This is a genomic window from Bradyrhizobium genosp. L (assembly GCF_015624485.1).
Lineage (GTDB): Bacteria > Pseudomonadota > Alphaproteobacteria > Rhizobiales > Xanthobacteraceae > Bradyrhizobium.
Genome location: NZ_CP061378.1, coordinates 2,804,089 through 2,825,352 on the forward strand (window position 1 = coordinate 2,804,089; position 21,264 = coordinate 2,825,352).

The 21,264-nt window shown below is 66.5% G+C and carries 15 protein-coding genes; 5 read left to right on the top strand and 10 right to left on the bottom strand.

What is annotated here, in order from left to right; translation table 11 throughout:
- Window positions 1-94 precede the first annotated feature (94 nt).
- From IC762_RS13040 to IC762_RS13050, 3 genes are read left to right on the top strand one after another with little or no spacing between them, the layout of a single operon-like run.
- On the top strand, window positions 95-775 hold the full coding sequence (locus IC762_RS13040) for a response regulator transcription factor (protein WP_195790112.1): 681 nt from the start codon (window positions 95-97) through the stop codon (window positions 773-775).
- 3 nt (window positions 776-778) lie between these two features.
- A complete protein-coding gene (locus IC762_RS13045) occupies window positions 779-2,233 on the top strand; it encodes a sensor histidine kinase (RefSeq protein ID WP_195789180.1) in 1,455 nt (484 codons plus the stop codon).
- Entirely contained in the window at window positions 2,230-5,193 is a 2,964-nt protein-coding gene (locus IC762_RS13050; RefSeq protein WP_195789181.1) for a bifunctional [glutamine synthetase] adenylyltransferase/[glutamine synthetase]-adenylyl-L-tyrosine phosphorylase, read from the top strand. Before IC762_RS13045 ends, IC762_RS13050 begins: the two co-directional genes overlap by 4 nt.
- 113 nt (window positions 5,194-5,306) lie before the next feature.
- Here the strand turns inward: IC762_RS13050 and IC762_RS13055 are convergent, their stop codons facing one another.
- The 5 genes from IC762_RS13055 to IC762_RS13075 are packed head-to-tail and all read right to left on the bottom strand — an operon-like array spanning window position 5,307 to window position 11,282.
- The gene (locus IC762_RS13055) at window positions 5,307-5,528 is read right to left on the bottom strand and encodes a formate dehydrogenase subunit delta (RefSeq protein ID WP_195789182.1); all 222 of its coding nucleotides are present in this window, start codon (window positions 5,526-5,528) and stop codon (window positions 5,307-5,309) included.
- On the bottom strand, window positions 5,512-6,348 hold the full coding sequence (gene fdhD, locus IC762_RS13060; protein ID WP_195789183.1) for a formate dehydrogenase accessory sulfurtransferase FdhD: 837 nt from the start codon (window positions 6,346-6,348) through the stop codon (window positions 5,512-5,514). The genes IC762_RS13055 and fdhD overlap by 17 nt, the downstream gene beginning before the upstream one ends.
- Window positions 6,349-6,350: 2 nt before the next feature.
- Window positions 6,351-9,227 (bottom strand): formate dehydrogenase subunit alpha, encoded by a 2,877-nt coding sequence (gene fdhF, locus IC762_RS13065; protein ID WP_195789184.1) that lies wholly within the window; start codon window positions 9,225-9,227, stop codon window positions 6,351-6,353.
- A gap of 13 nt (window positions 9,228-9,240) precedes the next feature.
- Window positions 9,241-10,809: a formate dehydrogenase beta subunit gene (locus tag IC762_RS13070; protein WP_195789185.1), complete on the bottom strand. Its 1,569-nt coding sequence runs from the start codon at window positions 10,807-10,809 to the stop codon at window positions 9,241-9,243.
- Window positions 10,806-11,282 (bottom strand): formate dehydrogenase subunit gamma, encoded by a 477-nt coding sequence (locus IC762_RS13075; protein WP_195789186.1) that lies wholly within the window; start codon window positions 11,280-11,282, stop codon window positions 10,806-10,808. Before IC762_RS13075 ends, IC762_RS13070 begins: the two co-directional genes overlap by 4 nt.
- A gap of 243 nt (window positions 11,283-11,525) precedes the next feature.
- On the opposite strand from IC762_RS13075, the gene IC762_RS13080 reads away from it, so the two are divergent.
- Complete coding sequence (locus tag IC762_RS13080) at window positions 11,526-12,422, top strand: LysR family transcriptional regulator (protein ID WP_195789187.1); 897 nt, start codon at window positions 11,526-11,528, stop codon at window positions 12,420-12,422.
- A 376-nt stretch (window positions 12,423-12,798) separates the two neighbouring features.
- On the opposite strand, the gene IC762_RS13085 is transcribed toward IC762_RS13080, so the two are convergent.
- Together IC762_RS13085 and IC762_RS13090 are read right to left on the bottom strand one after the other, a co-directional pair.
- Window positions 12,799-15,120 carry a sensor histidine kinase gene (locus IC762_RS13085; RefSeq protein WP_195789188.1) on the bottom strand — a complete coding sequence of 774 codons (2,322 nt, stop codon included), beginning with the start codon at window positions 15,118-15,120 and terminating at the stop codon, window positions 12,799-12,801.
- Between the two features lie 256 nt (window positions 15,121-15,376).
- The gene (locus IC762_RS13090) at window positions 15,377-16,756 is read right to left on the bottom strand and encodes a cation diffusion facilitator family transporter (RefSeq protein ID WP_195789189.1); all 1,380 of its coding nucleotides are present in this window, start codon (window positions 16,754-16,756) and stop codon (window positions 15,377-15,379) included.
- Between the two features lie 235 nt (window positions 16,757-16,991).
- Here IC762_RS13090 and IC762_RS13095 point away from each other — a divergent pair, with 235 nt between their 5' ends.
- Window positions 16,992-17,960: an aldo/keto reductase gene (locus IC762_RS13095; RefSeq protein WP_195789190.1), complete on the top strand. Its 969-nt coding sequence runs from the start codon at window positions 16,992-16,994 to the stop codon at window positions 17,958-17,960.
- 163 nt (window positions 17,961-18,123) lie between these two features.
- Here the strand turns inward: IC762_RS13095 and IC762_RS13100 are convergent, their stop codons facing one another.
- From IC762_RS13100 to IC762_RS13110, 3 genes are all read right to left on the bottom strand, one after another.
- Window positions 18,124-19,092, bottom strand: coding sequence for a zinc-binding dehydrogenase (locus IC762_RS13100; RefSeq protein WP_195789191.1), 969 nt, complete (start codon window positions 19,090-19,092; stop codon window positions 18,124-18,126).
- A gap of 27 nt (window positions 19,093-19,119) precedes the next feature.
- Entirely contained in the window at window positions 19,120-20,115 is a 996-nt protein-coding gene (locus IC762_RS13105) for an alpha/beta hydrolase family protein (RefSeq protein ID WP_195789192.1), read from the bottom strand.
- A gap of 62 nt (window positions 20,116-20,177) precedes the next feature.
- Window positions 20,178-21,173, bottom strand: coding sequence for an NAD(P)H-dependent flavin oxidoreductase (locus tag IC762_RS13110; protein WP_195789193.1), 996 nt, complete (start codon window positions 21,171-21,173; stop codon window positions 20,178-20,180).
- Window positions 21,174-21,264: the final 91 nt, after the last annotated feature.

Consider the following 21,264-nt stretch of genomic DNA (forward strand, 5'->3'; position numbering starts at 1 on the left):
AAAAATCAAGAATATGCGCGGTCGTCTTGCATGTGCAGGCCGGCCGCGCCATGGTGAGAGAGGGCCCATTCCCGTGACTGCAACCGCTCCGCAAATGCGCATCCTGATCATCGAAGATGACCGCGAGTCGGCCGACTATCTGGTCAAGGCGTTTCGGGAAGTCGGCTACATCGCCGACCTCGCATCCGATGGCGAGGAAGGGTTGTCGATGGCCGAGACCGGCGACTACGACGTGCTGGTGGTCGATCGCATGCTGCCGAAGCGTGACGGCCTCTCGCTGATCGGCAGCCTGCGCGACAAGGGCAACCGCACGCCGGTCCTGATCCTCTCCGCGCTCGGCCAGGTCGACGACCGCATCAAGGGCCTGCGCGCCGGCGGCGACGATTATCTGCCGAAGCCGTATTCCTTTGCCGAGCTGCTCGCACGTATCGAAGTGCTGTCGCGGCGCAATGTCGGCCCGGCCGAGGAGACCACCTATCGGGTCGGCGATCTCGAGCTCGATCGCCTCTCGCACCGCGTTGCCCGCGGCAAGGACGAGCTGACCTTGCAGCCGCGCGAATTCCGCTTGCTCGAATACCTCATGAAGCACGCCGGCCAGGTGGTGACGCGCACCATGCTGCTCGAGAACGTCTGGGATTATCATTTTGATCCCCAGACCAACGTGATCGACGTGCACATCTCACGGCTGCGCTCCAAGATCGACAAGGGGTTCGAGCGGCCGTTGCTGCACACCATCCGCGGCGCGGGTTACATGATCCGCGACGGCATCAGGTAGACCGTGACCGCCTTCGGCAAACTGATCCGCACCACCGCGTTCCGGCTGACGCTGGTGTATCTGTTCCTGTTTGCGCTGTTTGCCGCCTCGCTGCTGGCCTATTTCGCCTGGAATACGCGCCGGCTGATCACCGAGCAGATCACCACGACCGTCAATGCCGAGATCGGCGAGATCGCTGCCATCTATGATCGCCGCGGCTTGACCGGCGTCTCGCGCACGATCAGTTACCGCGCGCTGCGGCCCGGCGCCAACCTCTATCTGGTCACGACCCCGGCAGGGACGGCGTTCGCCGGCAATGTCGAGTCGCTGGCGCCGGGCGTGATGGGCATGCAGGGCTGGTCGGAGACCGCCTACCGGCGGTTCGACGACCAGGACAAGACCGACCATCGTGCGCTGGTGCGCGTCACCGAGCTGCCGAACGGCTTTCGCCTGCTGGTCGGGCGCGATCTCGAGGAACGGCGGCGGCTGTTCGGGATCGTCGCCAAGGCTGCGCAATGGTCGATCCTCGTCGTCGTCGTGCTCGGCATCGGCGGCGGCATCTTCGTCGCGCGCCGCGTGCTGCACCGGATCGACGCCATGACCGGCACCACCAAGCGCATCATGGCGGGCGATCTGTCCGGCCGGCTGCCGGTCGGCCGCAGCGGCGACGAGCTCGACCGCCTGGCGGAGAACCTCAACGCCATGCTGGAGCGCATCGAGGCGCTGATGATGGGGCTGAAGGAGGTCTCGGACAACATCGCCCACGACCTCAAGACGCCGCTGACGCGTCTGCGCAACCGCGCCGAGGAGGCACTGGCGCGGTCCGGCAGCGAGGCCGACTATCGGGCGGCGCTGGAGCGCACGATCGAGGAGTCCGACGGCCTGATCCGCACCTTCAATGCGCTGTTGATGATCGCGCGTGCCGAGTCCGGCCAGGCACGCGGCAACATGGATGATTTCGACGGCGCCGACGTCGCCAACGGCATCCACGAATTGTACGAGCCGCTGGCCGAGGACGACGGCATGACCCTGCAGGTCAAGACCGCGCCGGCGCCGGTCCACGGCAACCGTGAATTGATCAGCCAGGCGCTCGCCAATCTGGTCGAGAACGCCATCAAATACGGCAAGCCCGATGCGGCGGTGCCGCCGCTCGACGCCGATGCGCGAGAGATCCTGATCGAGGCGCGGCACGAGGGCGACCAGATCATGCTCAGCGTCAGCGACCACGGTCCGGGCATCCCCGAGGGCGATCGCAAGCACGCGGTGGAGCGATTCGTGCGGCTCGAGGCGAGCCGCACCTTGCCCGGTTCCGGCCTCGGCCTCAGCCTGGCCTCGGCGGTGGCAACGCTGCATGGCGGCGAGCTGCGGCTCGGCGATGCGCGCCCGGGCCTGGTCGCCACCCTGGTGCTGCCGGCGCGGGCGGGCGGCAGTGACAGGCTTGCGGCTCAAACGCAGGATGTGCCACAGAAGGCGGCATGAATGCCGCCGCGCCGGGAAACGCGGATCGACATCGTCTGGCCGCGCGGTTCGTGGCCGGACCATGTGTCGCCGCGCCGCAATCTGCCGATCAGCGCCTGACCGACTGGTTCGCCGAACTCGAGCCGGCGCAATCGGCCGCGCTCACAGCATTGCTGGAGCATCCGTTCGCGCGCGATATCTTGCGCGGCATCGCCGAATTCTCGCCCTATCTGTTCGAGCTGGCGCGCGCCGATGCCGCGCGGCTGGTCCGGATCCTGTCATGCGACCCGGAGTCGCACCTCACGGCCCTGATCGAGACCACCTCGCGCGAGGTGTTCGCCGCCGGCAGCGAGGCCGACGTCATGCAGCTGCTCCGCCGCATGAAGGCGGAGGCCGCGCTTGTCATCGCGCTGTGTGATATCGGCGGCGTCTGGCCGGTCATGAAGGTGACCGCGGCGCTGACCGATATCGCGGTATCGTCGGTGCAGTCGGCGCTGCGCTATTTGTTCCGCCTGGAAGTCGCGCGCGGCCGCATGACGGCCGTCGATCCCGAGCATCCCGAGATCGGCTCGGGCCTGATCGTGCTCGCGATGGGCAAGATGGGCGCCGGCGAGCTGAACTATTCCAGTGACATCGACCTGATCGTTTTCTTCGACCGCACGGCGACCTCGCTGGCCGAGGATATCGAGCCGCAGCCGTTCTTCGTCCGCGTCACCCAGGCGATGGCGCGGATGCTGCAGCAGCGCTCGGGGGAGGGCTATGTCTTCCGCGTCGACCTGCGGCTGCGCCCGGATCCGGCCTCGACCCAGGTCGCGATCTCCACCGACGCCGCGCTGCATTATTACGAGCGGGAAGGGCGCACCTGGGAGCGCGCCGCGATGATCAAGGCGCGGCCCTGCGCCGGCGACGCCATGGCGGGCGACGCGCTCGTCGCCGAGCTCGCGCCGTTCGTCTGGCGCAAGCATCTGGATTTTGCCGCGCTCGCCGACGTTCACGACATGAAGCGGCAGATGCAGACCTATCGCGGCCAGAGCGAAATCTCGGTCGAGGGCCACAACGTCAAGGTCGGTCGCGGCGGCATTCGCGAGATCGAGTTCTTCGCCCAGACCCAGCAGCTGATCGCGGGCGGCCGGCATCCCGAGCTGCGCGTGCGCCCGACGCTGCAGGCACTCGACGTGCTCGCTGATAGCAACTGGATCACCCACGAGGCGCGCGACGAGCTGACGACGGCCTATGAGTTCCTGCGCAGGGTCGAGCACCGGCTGCAGATGATCGCCGACGAGCAGACCCATGCGCTGCCCGAGCAGTCGGACGCGGTCGAACGCTTCGCGCATTTCTTCGGCTACGAGAATCGCGAGGCTTTTGCCAGGGACCTGCTCGGCCAGCTCAAGATCGTGCAAGGCCATTACGGCAAGCTGTTCGAGGGCGACGATCCGACCGGCACCGCAAGGTCTCCGGAGATCAATTATGGGGCCGGGCCCGAGGATGGGCGCCTGATCGAGCATCTCGCCCATCTCGGCTTCAAGAAGCCGGTCGCCGTTGCCGGCACCGTGCAGCAATGGATCGAGGGTGACTATCGCGCGCTGCGCGTCGAGGCGACGCGCGCGGCGTTCATCGAATTCATCCCCGGCCTGATCGACGGGCTCGCGCATGCCGAGGAGCCCGACGATGCGGTGGTGGCGTTCGACCGCTTTCTCGGCGCGCTGCAGCGCGGCGGCCGGCTGATCTCGCTGCTCAGCCAGAATCGCGACTTCGTCGCGCTGGTGGCGCTGATCCTGGGTGCCGCGCCGCGGCTCGGCGACATGCTGGCACGCCAGCCGCAGATCATGGACGGCCTGATCGATCCGCGCTTCTTCGGCGCGATGCCGGACAGGAAGGAGCTGTCCGAGCGGCTCGCCGCCACGCTGCAGGATGCCTCGTCCTATGAGGACTTTCTCGATCGTCTGCGGCTGTTCGGCCAGGAAAGCCTGTTCCTGATCGGCACGCGGATTCTGTCCGGCACGGTGTCGGCGCAGCATGCCTCTACGGCCTTTGCCGACGTCGCGGAGGGCATCGTGCACACCGTGCATGGCCTCGTCACCGACCAGTTCGCCGCGCAATATGGCCGCATCAAGCGGCAAGAGACCGCGATCATCGCGATGGGCCGGCTCGGCAGCCGCGAGATGACGGCGTCCTCCGATCTCGACCTGATCCTGCTCTATGACTATGACAGCGAGGCGCCGGATTCCGACGGCGAACGTTCGCTGCATGGCGCGCAATATTTTGCCCGCTTCACCCAACGCCTGATCAGCGCATTCACGACGCGCACCAATTACGGCGTGCTCTACGAGGTCGACATGCGGCTGCGCCCGTCCGGGCGCGCCGGCCCGGTGGCCTCGCGGCTCGATGCGTTCGCCGATTACCAGGAGCGCGAGGCCTGGACTTGGGAGCACATGGCGCTGACGCGGGCGCGGGTGATCTCGGCCGCGCCGGAGTTCCGCGAGAAGATCGAGGCGATCATCCGGGGCGTGCTGACGCGGCCGCGCGATGCGGCGTCGACCGCGGCCGACGTCGCCGATATGCGGCGCGCGATCGCGCTTGAAAAGGGCGAGGGCGATATCTGGGACCTCAAGCTCGCCGCCGGCGGGCTCGTCGACATCGATTTCATCGCGCAGTATCTGCAGCTGGCGCATGCTGCGGTGAAGCCGGAAATCCTCAGCGTCTCGACGCTGCAGGTGCTCGACAATGCCGCCAAGCTCGGCCTGCTCGGCCAGTCCGAGGCCGAGATCCTGCGCCAGGCGGCGCGGCTGTATCACGATCTGACCCAGATCCTGCGGCTCTGCGTCACCGGCAAGTTCAACCCGGAGACGGCCGGCGAGGACCTGCGGCGGGTGATGGCCCGCGCCGGCGACACCCCGGATTTTTCCTCGCTGGAAGCCCGCCTGCGCGAGACGCAAGGCGAAGTGCGCCGCGTGTTCAGTGCGATCGTGAGCGGTGGTTGAGCTGTGTAGGGTGGGCAAAGCGGAGCGTGCCCACCTTCGCGAGCACGTCGCGGATGGTGGGCACGTCGCTGCGCTCCTTTGCCCACCCTACGGCTCGGTGCACGCTCCGAAAGTTACGCCTGCAGCTTCAGCTTCTGCAAGGCGTCGAGCACGTCGGGGTCGAGGCCGGCGCCGCCGGCGTCGAGATGGGAGAAGATCTGCTTGCGCATCCGCGGATCCCAGAACTTCCAGATGTGCTCGGAGATGCCCTGCACGGCGCGATCGTGGCCCTGGCTCTGGAAGAACTTTCCGATCTGGTTTGCCATATAGACCAGTTTGTCAGGCGACGACGACATACGGGGACTCCTTGCCGGCGACCGCGCCCGTGACGCGTTCCGGATGCGTGAATATCTCAAATCCGTCCGAGCGGGCGATCGCGGCCAGCGTGATGCCGGCGGCATCGGCCATCCTGACCGCGAGCGCGGTCGGGGCCGAGACGGCGGCAATCAGCGGCGCGCCGATCGCGGCGGTCTTCTGCACCATCTCGACCGAGACGCGGCTGGTCAGCAGCACCATGCCCTCATGCGCCGCGACCCTGTCGCGCGCGAGTGCGCCGGCGAGCTTGTCGAGGGCGTTATGGCGGCCGACATCCTCGCGCAGTGCGACGATGCCGCGTGCCGGCGTCCAGAACGCGGCGGCATGCACCGCGCGGGTCTGGTGATTGATCTCCTGCAGCGGCGCGACCGCGGCCACCGCCGTCATGATCTCGCGCGGCGAGAAGGCGCGGCCGGCGGACACGGTCGCGGCCGGCCGAACCGCCTCGGCGATCGAATCGATGCCGCAGAGGCCGCAGCCGGTCGGGCCGGCAATGTGCCGCCGCCGTTCGGAGATCCGCCCGGCCTGCTCGGACTTCAGCCACATCCGCAGCTCGATGCCGTCGTCGAGCTCGACGATATCGAGCGTCTCGATCTCGTCAGGCGATCGCACGATGCCTTCGCTCAGGCTGAAGCCTGTGGCGAAATCGTCGAGGTCCTCCGGCGTGCCCATCATCACGGCATAGGTGCCGCCATTGTAGGTCAGCGCCAGCGCCGTCTCTTCGGGTATGAGACGCGTGCCGCCGCTGAAGGCGCCGTCGCGCCAGACCTTTCGCCTCGCCTGTTGGACGGGCTCGCGCATCGCTACTCCGCGGCTTCCACGACCGGCGCGATGCGGCGGGAGTTGCGCGCCTGCTCGTCATAGGCCTTCTGCCAGTCGCTCGGGCCGTTCGACGGCGAGATCTGCACCGCCGTGACCTTGTACTCCGGACAGTTGGTTGCCCAGTCGGAGAACTCGGTCGTGATGACGTTGGCCTGCGTGTCCGGGTGATGGAACGTGGTGTAGACCACGCCCGGTGCCACGCGGTCGGTGATCAGCGCGCGCAAGGTGGTCTCGCCGGCGCGGCTTGCGAGCCGGACCCAGTCGCCGTCGCGCACGCCGCGCTGCTCGGCATCGTGCGGATGGATCTCGAGCCGATCCTCGGCATGCCACACCACGTTCTCGGTGCGCCTTGTCTGCGCACCGACATTGTACTGGCTGAGGATGCGCCCCGTCGTGAGCAGCAGCGGATAGCGCGGGCCGGTACGCTCGTCGGTCGCGATATATTCGGTGACGATGAACTTGCCCTTGCCGCGCACGAAGCCGCCGATATGCATCACCGGCGTGCCTTCCGGCGCCTTCTCGTTGCAGGGCCACTGCACCGAGCCGAGTTCCTCGAGCTTGGCAAAGGACACCCCGGCGAAGGTCGGCGTCAGCGCCGCGATCTCATCCATGATCTCGGACGGATGGTTGTACTTCATCTCAAAGCCCATCGCCTTGCCGAGCATGATGGTCACTTCCCAGTCGGCATAGCCGTTGCGCGGCGTCATCACCTTGCGGACCAGCTGGATGCGGCGCTCGGCATTGGTGAAGGTGCCGTCCTTCTCCAGGAAGGTCGAGCCGGGCAGGAACACGTGCGCGTAGTTCGCGGTCTCGTTCAGGAAGAGATCGTGCACGATGACGCATTCCATCGCCGACAATGCTGCGACCACATGCTTGGTGTTCGGATCCGACTGCAGGATGTCCTCGCCCTGCACGTAGAGGCCCATGAAGGTGCCCTCGATCGCGGCGTCGAACATGTTGGGGATGCGCAGGCCCGGCTCCTTGTTGAGCTTGACGTTCCACATCGCCTCGAACTGCTCGCGCACGGCGTCGGTGCCGACATGGCGATAGCCGGTGAACTCGTGCGGGAACGAGCCCATGTCGCAGGAGCCCTGTACGTTGTTCTGGCCGCGCAGCGGGTTCACGCCGACGCCCGGACGGCCGATATTGCCGGTCGCCATCGCCAGGTTGGCGATCGCGATCACCGTGGTTGAGCCCTGGCTGTGCTCGGTGACGCCGAGCCCGTAATAGATCGCGCCATTGCCGCCGGTGGCGTAGGTCCGCGCCGCCTCGCGCAGCACTTGCGGATCGACGCCGGTCATGATCGCGGTGGCTTCCGGGCTGTTCTTGGGATCGGCGACGAACGCCGCCCAATCCTGGAACTCGCTCCAGTCGCAACGCTCGCGCACGAAAGCTTCGTCGACGAGGCCTTCGGTGACGATGACATGCGCCAGCGCGGTGAGCACGGCGACGTTGGTGCCGGGCAGCAGCGGCAGATGCAGTGCCTTGACGTGCGGCGATTCCACCATCTCGGTGCGGCGCGGATCGATCACGATCAGCTTGGCGCCCTGGCGCAGCCGCTTCTTCAGGCGCGAGGCGAACACCGGATGCGCCGAAGCCGGGTTGGCGCCGATGATCACGGCGACGTCGGTGTCCTCCACCGAATCGAAATCCTGCGTGCCGGCCGAGGTGCCGAAGGTCGAGGACAAGCCGTAACCGGTCGGCGAATGGCAGACCCGGGCGCAGGTGTCGACGTTGTTGTTGCCGAAGCCGGCGCGGATCAGCTTCTGCACCAGGTAGGTCTCTTCATTGGTGCAGCGCGACGAGGTGATGCCGCCGACGGCATCGCGGCCGTACTTCTGCTGAATGCCCTTGAACTTCGCCGCGGCGAAGTTGAGCGCCTCGTCCCACGACACCTCCTGCCAGGGATCCTCGATCCGCTCGCGGATCATCGGTTTCAGGATGCGCTCCTTGTGGGTGGTGTAGCCCCAGGCAAAGCGGCCCTTGACGCAGGAATGGCCGCGATTGGCCTTGCCGTCCTTCCAGGGCACCATGCGCACCACCTCCTCGCCGCGCATCTCGGCCTTGAAGGAGCAGCCGACGCCGCAATAGGCGCAGGTGGTGACCACCGAGTGCTCGGGCTGGCCGATCTCGATCACGGATTTTTCGGTCAGCGTCGCGGTCGGGCAGGCCTGCACGCAGGCACCGCAGGACACGCATTCGGAGCCGAGGAAGCTCTCGCTCATGCCGGGCGAGACGCGGCTGTCGAAGCCCCGGCCGGAGATCGTCAGCGCGAAGGTGCCTTGCACCTCCTCGCAGGCGCGGACGCAGCGCGAGCAGACGATGCACTTGGAGGGATCGTAGGTGAAGTAGGGGTTGGACTCGTCCTTCGGCATCCAGGCGTCGTTGTCGCAGCCATGGGATTTAGCGAACACATGGTTCTCGCCCTCATAGCCGTAGCGCACGTCGCGCAGGCCGACTGCACCGGCCATGTCCTGCAATTCGCAGTCGCCGTTGGCGGCACAGGTCAGGCAGTCCAGCGGATGGTCGGAGATGTAGAGCTCCATCACGCCCTTGCGCAGCTTCTTCAGCCGCTCGCTCTGGGTGTGCACCACGAGGCCGTTCATGGCGGGCGTGGTGCAGGACGCCGGCGTGCCGGCGCGGCCCTCGATCTCGACCAGGCAGAGCCGGCACGAGCCGAACGCGTCGACCATGTCGGTGGCGCACAGCTTCGGGATCTGGGTGCCGGCTTCCATCGCCGCGCGCATGATCGAGGTGCCCTCGGGCACCGTGATCCGGTTGCCGTCGATGGTCAGCGTGACCATCGTCTCGGATTTGGATTTGGGCGTGCCGAAATCGGTTTCCTGGATCAGCGACATCGTGATCTCCTTGCTATTCCGCGGCCTGCAGACGGGCCGGTGCGGGACCTAGATTTCCGCCGAAATCTTCCCGGAAATGTTTCAGTGCGCTCATCACGGGGTAGGGCGTGAAGCCGCCGAGCGCGCAGAGCGAGCCGAATTTCATGGTGTTGCAAAGGTCTTCGACCACGGCGAGGTTTTCCGCGACACGGTCGCCGCCGATGATCTTGTTGATGGTCTCGACGCCGCGGGTCGAACCGATCCGGCACGGCGTGCACTTGCCGCAGGACTCGATGGCGCAGAATTCCATCGCGAAACGCGCCTGCTTCGCCATGTCGACGCTGTCGTCGAACACCACGACGCCGCCATGGCCGATCAGGCCGTCGCGCGCCGCAAACGCTTCATAGTCGAACGGCGTATCGAACAGGGCGCGGGGGAAGTACGCGCCGAGCGGCCCGCCGACCTGCACCGCGCGCACCGGGCGTCCGGTGAACGTGCCGCCGCCGATGTCGTCGACGAGATCGCCGAGCGTGACGCCGAATGCGGTCTCGAACAGCCCGCCATATTTGATGTTGCCGGCGAGCTGGATCGGCATCGTGCCGCGCGAGCGGCCCATGCCGAAATCGGCATAGGCCTTGGCGCCGTTGTCGAGGATGAAGGGAATCGCGGCGAACGACAGCACGTTGTTGATGACTGAGGGGCGGCCGAACAGGCCCTTGTGCGCCGGCAGCGGCGGCTTGGCCCGCACGATCCCGCGCCGACCCTCGAGGCTCTCCAGCAGCGAGGTCTCCTCGCCGCAGACATAGGCGCCGGCGCCGACCCGCACTTCGAGATCGAACTCATGCCTGCTGCCGCAGATAGCGTTACCTAGGAAGCCGGCGCGCCGGGCGGCCGCAATCGCCGCGTTCATCGCCTCGACCGCATGCGGATATTCCGAGCGGATGTAGATGTAGCCCTTGGTGGCGCCGACCGTGATGCCTGATATCGTCATGCCCTCGATCACGACGAAGGGGTCGCCTTCCATGATCATGCGATCGGCGAAAGTGCCGCTGTCGCCCTCGTCGGCGTTGCAGACGATGTATTTGCGGTCGGCGCTGGTCTGCGCCACCGTCTTCCACTTGATGCCGGTCGGGAAGCCGGCGCCGCCGCGGCCGCGCAGGCCCGAGGTGGTGACGTCGGCCAGGATCTGGTCGGAGGTCAGCGTCAGCGCCCGCTCCAGGCCCTTGTAGCCGCCATGGGCGCGGTAGCTCTCGACCGAGCGCGGATCGACCACGCCGCAGCGGGCGAAGGTGAGGCGGGTCTGCCGCTTCAGCCAGGGAATTTCGTCTGCGACGCCAAGCCGCAGGGCATGCGGACCGTTGCTGGCCATCGCGTCGAACACGGAAGCGGCATCCGCCGCGCTCACCGGGCCATACGCGACGCGGCCTTTGACGGTTGCGACCTCGACCATCGGCTCCAGCCAGTAAAGCCCGCGCGATCCGGTCCTGATGATCTCGATCGGGAGGCCGCGCTGCTCGGCAACCTGCTCGAGCGCCGCAACCACATCGTCGGCACCGACGGCAATCGCGCCGGCATCGCGGGGAACGAAGATCCGCATCTTCATCGCTGTGCCTCCGCGACCAGCGCGTCGATCCGCGCCGCGTCGAGCCGGCCGACCACGCGGCCGTCCAGCATCGCCGACGGCGCGGTGGCGCAGAGCCCGAGGCAGTAGATCGGCTCCAGGGTCACGCGTTCATCCGCGGTGGTATTTCCAAGGGAAACCCCGAGCTTGGCCTCGGCGCGCGCCGCCAGCGCATCGCCGCCGGCGGCCTGGCAGGCCTCGGCGCGGCACAGTTTCAGGACGTGCCGTCCGGCCGGTTGCTTGCGGAAGTCGTGGTAGAAGGTGAATACACCGTGCACCTCGGCGCGGGACAGATTGAGCGCCTCCGCCACCATCGGGATGGCTGGCTCCGGGACGTAGCCGAAGGCTTCCTGCAGTGCGTGCAGCATCACCAGCGTGGCGCCTTCGAGCCCGGCATGTTCGGCGATGATCTCAGCGCCGCGCGCCTCGTCCCAGGGTTCGTATGGCGATGTCATCCGCGCTCTCACGATCAGTTTCTCTCGTCCGATATTTGAATTGGAATCTTTCGAAACATCAATAAAGCTGTCCCATGCGGCGATTGCGAAAGGCGATTAATAGCGTTGCCGGATGGGGTGATTTAGGATCGCAATAATGGTTGGGAATCACGGGCTTCCAGCGCGCTTTGGGATTACCGGTCACAGCGCGGACGTGATAGTCCTGACCGTGTTGGGACACGGTTTCGCGATGAGGTTTGGCCTTTGATCGACAAGCTGGAACTACTGCTGGCACTGGCCAAGGAGCGGCATTTCGGCCGGGCTGCGGAGGCCTGCGGCGTCACCCAGCCGACCATGTCGACCAGCCTCAAGCAGCTCGAGGAAATCCTCGGCGTCATGCTGGTGCAGCGTGGATCGCGCTTCCAGGGTTTCACCCCGGAAGGTGAACGGACCCTTGATTGGGCCCGGCGCATTGTCGGCGACGCGCGGGCGATGAAGCAGGAGATCAACAGCCTCAAGGACAAGCTGTCGGGCGAGATCCGGATCGCGGCGATCCCGACCGTGCTCGGCATGGTGGCGGCGCTGACCACGCCGTTCCGGGCGCGCCATCCGGAGGTGCGCTTCCGGATCCAGTCCTGCACCTCGGCGGACGTGCTCGGCCTGCTGGAAAACCTCGAGGTCGATGCCGGGCTGACCTACATCGAGAACGAGCCGATCGGCAAGGTTCGCACCATCCCGCTCTACAACGAGAGCTACCGCCTGCTGACGGCACCGGACGCCATGTTCGGCGACCGCAAGCAGGTGACCTGGCAGGAGGTCGGCACCGTGCCGCTCTGCCTGCTCACCCCAGACATGCAGAACCGCCGCATCATCGACCGCGCGCTGACCTCGGTCGGCGCCGAGGCGAGGCCGATGCTGACCTCCAACTCGCTGCTGGTGCTCTACACCCATGTGAAGACCGGCCGCTGGGCCAGCGTGATGCCGGCCAAGCTCGCCGAGACGCTCGGGCTCGAGGACGCGGTTCGCAGCATCCCGATCGTTGATCCCGTCGTCGACTACAGCATCGGCATGGTGATCCCGCAGCGCGATCCGATGACGCCGCTGATCGCAGCCCTGGTGCAGGTCGCGCGCGAGGTCGCGCCGACGCTGGGGACGGCGTAGCGCGCGTTATTCGTAGCCCGGATGGAGCGAAGCGAAATCCGGGCTACGCACCCCGCAAGCGCGGCGAGGTGAAGCCTAAAGCATGATGCGATTAAGTTGAATTGGAGCAGCAACGGAGGTCACCTCTCCCTTGGGAGAGGTCGGCGCGCAGCGCCGGGTGAGGGGTTACGGTCTCTCGTTAGCGCTGCGGCCCCTCACCCGATTTGCACTGGACGATGCTCGCCAGGCGCAAATCGACCTCTCCCCGCTGGGAGAGGTGAGCCGAACCTGAGGCGAAATCGATTCAACCTAACTCCATCCCGCTTTAGCGCGCCTTGCGGAAGGTCAAATCGATGCGCTGGCGGCCGACCGCGCTGCAGAAGAAGGATGCCTGACGCTAGGCCGCCTGCGACAGCTTCGCCCGCAGCGCGTGCGGATCGCGCGGCAGCGTGATGCGGACGACGGTGCCGACGCCGAGCTTGGAGCGCAGCTTCATCGAGCCGCCGTGCAGATTGGTGAGCGAGCGCGCGATCGCAAGCCCGAGGCCCGAGCCCTGGTAGGTCTTGGTGAGCTGGCTCTCGACCTGCTCGAACGGCTTGCCGAGCCGCCGCAGCGAGTCCGGCGCGATGCCGATGCCGCTGTCGGCGATCAAAAGTACGATCGAGTCGTTCACCATCTGGCCTCGGACCAGCACGCGGCCATGGTCGGGCGTGAACTTCACCGCGTTGGAGAGCAGGTTGACGATGATCTGCTTGACCGCGCGGCGATCCGCCACCGCCGAGATCGTGCTTTCGATTTCCGACTCCAGCGACAGGCCCTTGCCCTCGGCGCGGCCTGACACGACCTTCAGCGACTCCGCGAGGATACCCGAGAGGTCGAGCGGCTCCATGTCGAACTTCATGCGGCCGGCCTCGATCTTCGACATGTCGAGGATGTCGTTGATCACCTCGAGCAGATATTTCCCCGATGTCAGGATGTCGTGGCAGTATTCCTGGTACTTGTCGGAGCCGAGCTGGCCGAACAGGCCGCTGCCCATGATCTCGGAGAAGCCGATGATGGCGTTGAGCGGCGTGCGCAGCTCGTGGCTCATATTGGCGAGGAATTTCGACTTGGCGGCGTTGGCGTCCTCGGCGCGGGTCTTCTCCTGCGAGTATTTCTGGGCGAGGTCGGCGAGCTCGATCGCCTGCCGCTCCAGCTCGCTCTGCGAGCGCTTGAGGTCGATGACGGTGGCGCGCTGGCGCAGGTCGTTGTCGACCAGCTTCTGCTCATGCGCCTTGATGCGGGTGATGTCGGTGCCGACCGAGACGTAGCCGCCGTCCTTGGTGCGGCGCTCGCTGATGTGCAGCCAGCTGCCGTCGTCGAGCTGGGCCTCGAAGGTGCGCGCGCCCGGCGCCGGCACGCCGCTCTCGTGCAGGCGGGTGCGCACCTCCGGCATGCTGCCGACCTCGATCACGGTTTCGTAGGAGGTGCCGGGAGTCACGGCGCTGTCCGGCAGCTTGTGCAGGCGCTGGAAGTGCGAGTTGCAGAGCACCAGGCGATCGTCGGCGTCCCACAGCACGAAGGCTTCCGGAATGGTCTCGATCGCGTCGCGCAGGCGGAGATCGGCTTCGACCGATTTCTCGGCGAGGCTCTTCTGCTCGGTGATGTCGACGGCGATGCCGATCAGATGCAGGCCGCCATCGGCCGCCGCCTGGCTGAGCTCGCAGCGCACGCGGAGCCAGATCCAGTGGCCGCCGACATGCTGCATACGGAAGGTCTGGTCGATGTGGTCGATCTTGCCGGCGATCAGCTGGTCGGCGATCTCGAACAGGTTGATGTCGTCGGATTTCACCAGCGCGTTGACCTCGCCGAAGGTGAGCAGGTCGTTGCGGGTATCGAGCCCGAGCAGGGTGAACATCGACTGCGACCAGAAGATCCGGCCGCGCGACAGGTCCCAGTCCCACAGCCCGCAGCGCCCGCGGTTCAGCGCGGTGTCGATCCGGCCGCGCACGGCGTCGTTGATCAGGTCGCCCTCGCGGGCGCGGGTCGATTGCCAGTGGAAGGCGAAGCCGAGGATCAGCACCACGAAGCTCGTGGTCGCCGACAGCGTCACCGAGAGCGCGGCGTCGGATCCCCAGATCGGCTCGTTCATCTCCTGGATCACGACGATCTGGCCCGGCAGCGACTTGACCAACCGTGAGATCGCCAGCGCGTTGGTGCCGCCCGGCAGCGTCATGTCGCTGACGATGCCCTGCTGGCCGGGCGCGACCATCAGCTGCGCGGTCGAGACGATGTCGAGGATGCGGTCGCTTTCGCCGGCACCGTCGATCGGCACCCGCGCCAGCACGCGATGATCGGCGCCGGTGATGATGACGTGGCGGCCGAACGCGATGCCCCAGGACGGAATGAGGTCGGGCAGCAGCTCCTGGAGATGCTCGATGTTGGCGATGCGGTCGCGGCGCACCGAGGTGAGGCGGTCGAGACGCTCGGCCAGGATGTCGGAGAGCGCGGCGAGGTCGCGCTTCATCGCGCCGCGCTTCTGCCGGCTCTGGTCGATGACCTGGACGAAGGCGCCGAGGCAGATCGTGATCAGGAAGGCGATGATCAGGGTTGGCACGGCGCGGCGCAATGCAGGCTCGGCAGTCAGCAGCCTGTGATATGCCGGTTTTGCGATCGACTGCGCCAATCCCTTGATCGAATCGGATTGGACGCACGCGTTCGCCGCATGCGCACGCGCCATGCCCTAGACCCCCATTTGAAGCTGTATTTTACGCGGTTCGGACGCTCCCCACGATGCATCCGAATCATCATGATTTGAATCCAGATTGCCGGGGCTGTCGAGAGTCAACGAATCGTTAATGCGAAATAAATCTTGCCGCGAGTGGAATCGGTTACCGCAATTCGAGTCCGAAACAGGAACGACTCCGTAGAACTACAGAAGTTTGTTTGAGATTGCCGCTTCACACTTTGCGCTCACGCGGTCCTCCGGGTCCGGATCATGCTCGGTCGCGCGTCGGCTCGGCGTGACTGATCACACGCTTGATGGTCGGGAAGGCGCGGCGCAGCGCGCGCTCGATCTCGTCGACGCCTTCGTGCACCTTGAGCACGCTCATCGCGGGCGCGGCGCGGCAGTGGAAGTTGACGATCTCGCCGGCGTCGGTGTTGCGGACGCGCACATTGTGGATGTCATGGATCGCGCCATCGGCGGCGAAAGAGGTCAGCGCGGCCTTGATCGTCTCGACGCGCTCGGCGCTCGCATCGGTTCCCCATGGCAGTTCCGGCTCGAGCGGCTCGATATGGGTGTCGACCTCGACGTCCTCGCCGAAGTCCTCGCGGATCGCGCGCTCGAGCTCGTGGGCGATGTCGTGCGCCGCGTTCAGCGCCATCTCGCCGTCGACCTCGAGGTCGATGCTGACGATCAGCTTGCCGCCGAGGTCGTGCAGGGTGACGTGGTGGATGGCAAGGCCGGAATTGCGCGCGATCACCATGATGCGCTCCCGCACGCTCTCATTGTCGCGCGCCACCGGCACCGCGGTGAAGGTCAGGTCGGCGTCGCCGAAGGTCCTGGTCATCGCCTCCTGCGCCCTGCGCTTGATCTCCTCGACGCGGTCGATCGGATAGGTGCGCGGCACGGCGGCGATCGCGTCGATGAAATGGGTGGCGCCGACCATGCGGACGCGCAGGCGATTGACGTCGAGGACGCCGGGCACCGTCTTGATCGCGGCGGTGGCCTTTTCCAGCGCGCCTTCGGGGGCGCGGTCGAGCAGGGTCTCGACGGTCTCCCGCGCCATGCGCAGGCCGAGCAGGGCGATCATGACCGCAACCGCGATCGCGGCCGCGGCATCACCCCACCAGAAGCCGAAGCCTGCCAGCACGAGGCCGACGATGACCGCGGTCGAGCCCATCACGTCGGACGCGAAGTGCAGCGCGTCGGCGGCGAGCGCCTGGCTCTTGGTGTCGCGCGCCGCCCGGTGCAGCGCGCGTGCGCGCCACAGATTGACGACGATGTCGAGCACGAGCACGACGAAGGGGACGGCCGAGATCGTCGGCGGCGGCGCGCCCTCGCGCAGATGGCTGTAAGCCTGCACCAGGATGCCGCCGGCCAACACGTAGAGCAGGGCAATGATAAACAGCGCCGAGACGCTCTCGAACTTGCCGTGGCCGTAATGATGCTCGGCATCGGCCGGCTGGTCCGACACCCGCACCACCGCCCAGGTGATGATGGTCGCGACCAGATCGATCGTCGAGTGCAGCGCCTCGGAGATCAGCGCCAGCGAGCCGATCGCGATGCCGACGACGAATTTTGCGATCGCCATGCCGCCGCTGGCGAAGATCGAGATGGTGGCGACTGACGTCTTGGTGCTGGGAGCGCTCATGGGCGGCTGTCTAGCAGGCGGACGTTGAACATCAAGTGTCGTTCGCGAACCGCAATCGCTACTCACTTGCAACAGCAACGGGCGTTGCGAATTGTTCCGAATTAAGAGGCCGTCTCGCGTGTCGCCAGCGATCGCGCTAAAAACCACGCGTGTCGTCCTGGCGAAAGCCAGGACCCATAATCGCGCGACCTTCGGAGGAATGGCGATGCAGATGCGGATCTTTGGACGCACGGGAATGCAGCTCTCGATCCTCGGCTTCGGCTGCGGTGCGGTAGGCGGATTGATGGTGCGTGGCGATCCTGCTGACCAGGAGCGGACCGTCGCGCGGGCGGTCGGCGCCGGCGTCAACTATTTCGACACGGCGGTGCAGTACGGCGATGGACAGTCCGAGACGAATCTCGGCCGCGTGCTGCGGCAGCTGAAACCGACCAACGCGGTCGTCGGCACCAAGGTGCGTCTGCGGCCCGGCGAAGCTGGCCGCGTCGCCGACAGCGTCCGCGCCTCGCTCGAGGGCAGCCTGGCGCGGCTCGGTCTCGAGCGGGTCGACATCTTCCACCTGCACAATCCGATCACCGCGCATGGCGGCGGAACGGTGCTCAGTGTCAGCCAGGTGCTTGACGACGTGGTGCCGGCGTTCCAGCGGCTGCGCGAGCAGGGCAAGGTGCGCTTTCTCGGCATGACGGCGGTCGGCGAGACCGCGGCCTTGCAGCAGGTGATCGATGCCGGCGCCTTCGACAGCGCGCAAATCGTCTACAACATGCTCAATCCGTCGGCCGCGGAGGACCTGCCGCCGGATTATCCGGCGCAGGATTATGGACGCCTGTTCGATCGCACAAGGGCTGCCGGCGTCGGCGTCGTCGGCATCCGCGTGCTGGCCGGCGGCGCGCTGTCGGCGTCGACCGAGCGGCATCCAATCGCGGGCGCCGCGCCCGAACCGATCGGCTCCGCCATGAGCTACGATGCCGATATCGCGCGCGCACGGCGGCTGATGCCGCTGGTCGAGGAGGGATTTGCGGCCAGCCTGACTGAAGCCGCCACGCGGTTTGCGCTGTCGCATCCGGCGATGGGCACGATCCTGGTCGGCATGGCGACGCCGCAACAATTCGAGGACGCGCTTGCGGCCGCTGAGAAGGGGCCGTTGCCGCAGGCCGCACTGGCGCGGCTCTCGGAGTTGCGGCAGGGGTTTGCCGGCGAGGCGCGGTGAACGCGCGGGCGAGGGCTTGATGGGTATCGCTGCTCCACCCATCCGACGAAGTCCGTAGGGTGGGCAAAGGAGCGTAAGCGACGTGCCCACCTTTCTTGCTCAGTGCCTGTGATGGTGGGCACACCTCGCTTTGCCCACCCTACAGGATGCCTCCAAGATGCCGCTACAGCGTCACCACGATCTTGCCGAGGTGCTGGTTGGCTTCCATGTGCGCGAACGCCTTGCCGATGTCGGCGAATTTGTAGACCGCATCGATCGGCAATTGCAGTTTGCGCGACTCGACTGCCGGCCAGATGTCCTTGCGTACCTCGTCGAAGATCTCGCGGATCTCCTCGATTGAGCGGGTGCGGAAGGTGACGCCGATATACTGGATGCGGCGTGCCGCGTGCAGGTCGAAGTTGAAATCGCCATGGGTGCCGCCGAGCCGGCCGACATTGACGATGCGGCCCTTGACCCTGGTGGCCTTGAGATTCTGGTTCGCGACCGGACCTGAGACCTGATCGACGATCAGGTCGACGCCTTCGCCGTTGGTCGCCTGCAGCACCTGATCGACCCAGCCGGGATCCTTGGAATCGACCGCGAGATCGGCGCCGAATTCCTTCAGGCGGCCACGGCGCATCGCATCGGTCGATGACCCGATCACCAGCTTGGCGCCCTTCAGCTTTGCGATCTGCATCGCCATCAGGCCGACGCCGGAGCTCGCGCCCTGGATCAGCACGCTCTGGCCCGGTTGCAGCGCGCCGTTGGTGACGACGGCGTTGTGCATGGTGGCGAGCGCGACGGGCAGGGTGGCGGCCTCGTCGAAATTCATGTTCGAGGGCGCGCGGAACAGCCGGCCGTGATCGGCCAGCGTGTATTCGGCGAATGCGGCACCGCCCGAGCCCATGATGCGGTCACCGACCTTGACGCCCCTGGCCTCGGGGCCGAGTTCGGCGACCTCGCCGGACCATTCCATGCCGAGCACGGTGCCGACGCCGCCGGCCGCACCGTGGACGTGGCCCTTGGTCATGCCGAGGTCGGCGCGGTTCAGCCCGCAGGCATGGACCTTGACCAGCACCTGCGTGCCCTTTGGCGTGGGCTTTGCGACCTCAGTGATCTCGGGGCCGTTGCTGCCGTACACATAGGCTTTCATGTTTTCTCTCCGGCGTTGCTGGCCGCGTTATGGTTGACGATCTTCGATCAGATGCTCACGGAAGAAGGTGACAATACGCGCGTTCCACTCCTTGTGGAAAGCGACGCGATCGAAGCCCGGCGGATCCGTGCAGATCTTCGGCCGGCGCTGGGCCAGATCGGCAGAGCAGGGCACCAGGAAGGCGAAGTGTCCGGCATTGCGGACCACATGATAGTCCGGCTTGACCGGAAGCTCGTCATTGATGGCTGCGACGTAGCCCGGATTGATTTCCGTGATGTGATCTTCGCCGCTGAGCTCCGAGGCCCAGAGCTGAACCGGTATTTTGACGTCCTTCAACGCGTCGCGATCGAACAGCGGACCGAACGCGGGATCGGCGACGACCATGGCTTTCACGCGCGGGTCGTGAACGGCCGGTTCGGCCGGAAGCTTGTTGCGTTGCAGCTCCTCGCAGCTCGGCAGGCGATTGCCCTCCGGGCAGAACGCCGTCGCCTTGCGGATGTCGGGATTGGCGCCGGCGACGACGAGGCCGGTGTAGCCGCCGCGCGAGAAGCCGAAGAAGCCGATCCTGCCGGGGTCGAGCCTGGCGTGGTCCGGCCAAGCGCCGAGCATGTAGTCGATCGCGCGCTTGATGTCGGCGGAACGCTCGACCAGCACGGCAAGCGTATCGGCCCGCGTCATGTCGCCGGAGCCGGTATCGACGGGATGATTGACGGCGACCACGACAAAGCCGGCATCCGCCAGTGTCTCGGCGGTGTCGTGGTGTCCGGTGAAGCTGCCGCCGTAACCGTGCGACACCATGATGAGCGGCAGCTTGTCGCCGAGCACGGGGCAATCCGCCGTTCCCGGTAACGTCAACGTGCGGATCTTCACCTCGCCTGCGGGCGTGGCGCAGGGCGACCACACCGCGATTTGCATCGGTGGGGCGCCGTCGACCGGCACCTGGACGAGCCGAAGCCCGGCCGCATCGGCGCAGCTGGAGACCAGGCACAGGGCGGCCGCAACGACTGATGCGAACAGACGCATATGAACTCCGTCAGAGGACGTCCGGCGTCAGGAAGCCGGCTGACGTGGCAACAGCCAGGCCGCTATTCAGCGGCTTGGCGCTTGCCGCCGGACATCATGCGCTCGAGCCGCTCGGCGATGATCGCTTCGGCTTCGTGCACGATGCGCGAGATCAGCTCGGCGCATGTGGGGATGTCGTGGATCAGGCCCTGCACCTGGCCGGCTGACCAGATGCCCTCGTCGGCGTCGCCGGTGGCGTAGACCATCTTGCCGCGGGCGCCGGCGACGAGCTCGCGGACGTCCTCGAATTTGGCGCCTTCCTTCTCCATCTGCACCACCTTGGTCGAGATCGCGTTCTTGGCGACGCGCGAGGTGTTGCGCATGGTGCGGAAGATCAGCTCGGTCTCGCGCTCGTCATTGGCGACGATGCGCTCCTTGACGAGCTGGTGGATCGGGCTCTCCCTGGTGCACATGAATCGGGTGCCCATGTTGATGCCCTCGGCGCCGAGCGCCAGCGCAGCGACCAGGCCGCGGGCATCGCCGAAGCCGCCCGAGGCGATCATCGGGATCTTGACCTTGTCGGCTGCAGCCGGAATCAGGATCAGGCCGGGCGTGTCGTCCTCGCCCGGATGGCCGGCGCATTCGAAACCGTCGATCGAGATCGCGTCGGCGCCCATGCGCTCGGCGGACAGCGCGTGGCGGACGCTGGTGCATTTGTGCAGCACCTTGATGCCGTGCCTCTTGAACTCGTCGACATGCTCCTGCGGCTTGTTGCCGGCGGTCTCGACGATCCTGATGCCGCTCTCGATGATGGCCTGGCGGTATTCGGCGTAGGGCGGCGGCTTGATCGCGGGCAGGATGGTGAGGTTGACGCCGAACGGCTTGTCGGTCAGCTCGCGGCAGCGCGCGATCTCCTTGCGCAGGTCGTCCGGCGTCGGCTGGGTCAGCGCGGTGATCATGCCGAGCGCGCCGGCATTGGCGACGGCGGCGACGAGCTCAGCGCGCCCGACCCATTGCATGCCGCCCTGCACGATCGGGTGATCGACGCCGAACATCTCGGTGAAGCGTGTGGTGATCATGCCGCCCTCGGTTCCCGCTCGCATTTTCCGCGGCGCGGACATCCCCGCGCGCGCTTGTTTGGATGTCGCGCGGGAGGATGCCGTCGGGTCC

Coding starts and splice junctions, on each gene's coding strand:
- IC762_RS13040 (WP_195790112.1), top strand. CDS start 95: ATGCGCATCCTGATCATCGAAGATGACCGCGAGTCGGCCGACTATCTG.
- IC762_RS13090 (WP_195789189.1), bottom strand. CDS start 16,756: ATGAGCGCTCCCAGCACCAAGACGTCAGTCGCCACCATCTCGATCTTC.
- IC762_RS13070 (WP_195789185.1), bottom strand. CDS start 10,809: ATGAAGATGCGGATCTTCGTTCCCCGCGATGCCGGCGCGATTGCCGTC.
- IC762_RS13075 (WP_195789186.1), bottom strand. CDS start 11,282: ATGACATCGCCATACGAACCCTGGGACGAGGCGCGCGGCGCTGAGATC.
- IC762_RS13110 (WP_195789193.1), bottom strand. CDS start 21,173: ATGATCACCACACGCTTCACCGAGATGTTCGGCGTCGATCACCCGATC.
- fdhD (WP_195789183.1), bottom strand. CDS start 6,348: ATGCGCGAGCCCGTCCAACAGGCGAGGCGAAAGGTCTGGCGCGACGGC.
- IC762_RS13055 (WP_195789182.1), bottom strand. CDS start 5,528: ATGTCGTCGTCGCCTGACAAACTGGTCTATATGGCAAACCAGATCGGA.
- IC762_RS13095 (WP_195789190.1), top strand. CDS start 16,992: ATGCAGCTCTCGATCCTCGGCTTCGGCTGCGGTGCGGTAGGCGGATTG.
- IC762_RS13085 (WP_195789188.1), bottom strand. CDS start 15,120: ATGGCGCGTGCGCATGCGGCGAACGCGTGCGTCCAATCCGATTCGATC.
- IC762_RS13105 (WP_195789192.1), bottom strand. CDS start 20,115: ATGCGTCTGTTCGCATCAGTCGTTGCGGCCGCCCTGTGCCTGGTCTCC.
- fdhF (WP_195789184.1), bottom strand. CDS start 9,227: ATGTCGCTGATCCAGGAAACCGATTTCGGCACGCCCAAATCCAAATCC.
- IC762_RS13050 (WP_195789181.1), top strand. CDS start 2,230: ATGAATGCCGCCGCGCCGGGAAACGCGGATCGACATCGTCTGGCCGCG.
- IC762_RS13100 (WP_195789191.1), bottom strand. CDS start 19,092: ATGAAAGCCTATGTGTACGGCAGCAACGGCCCCGAGATCACTGAGGTC.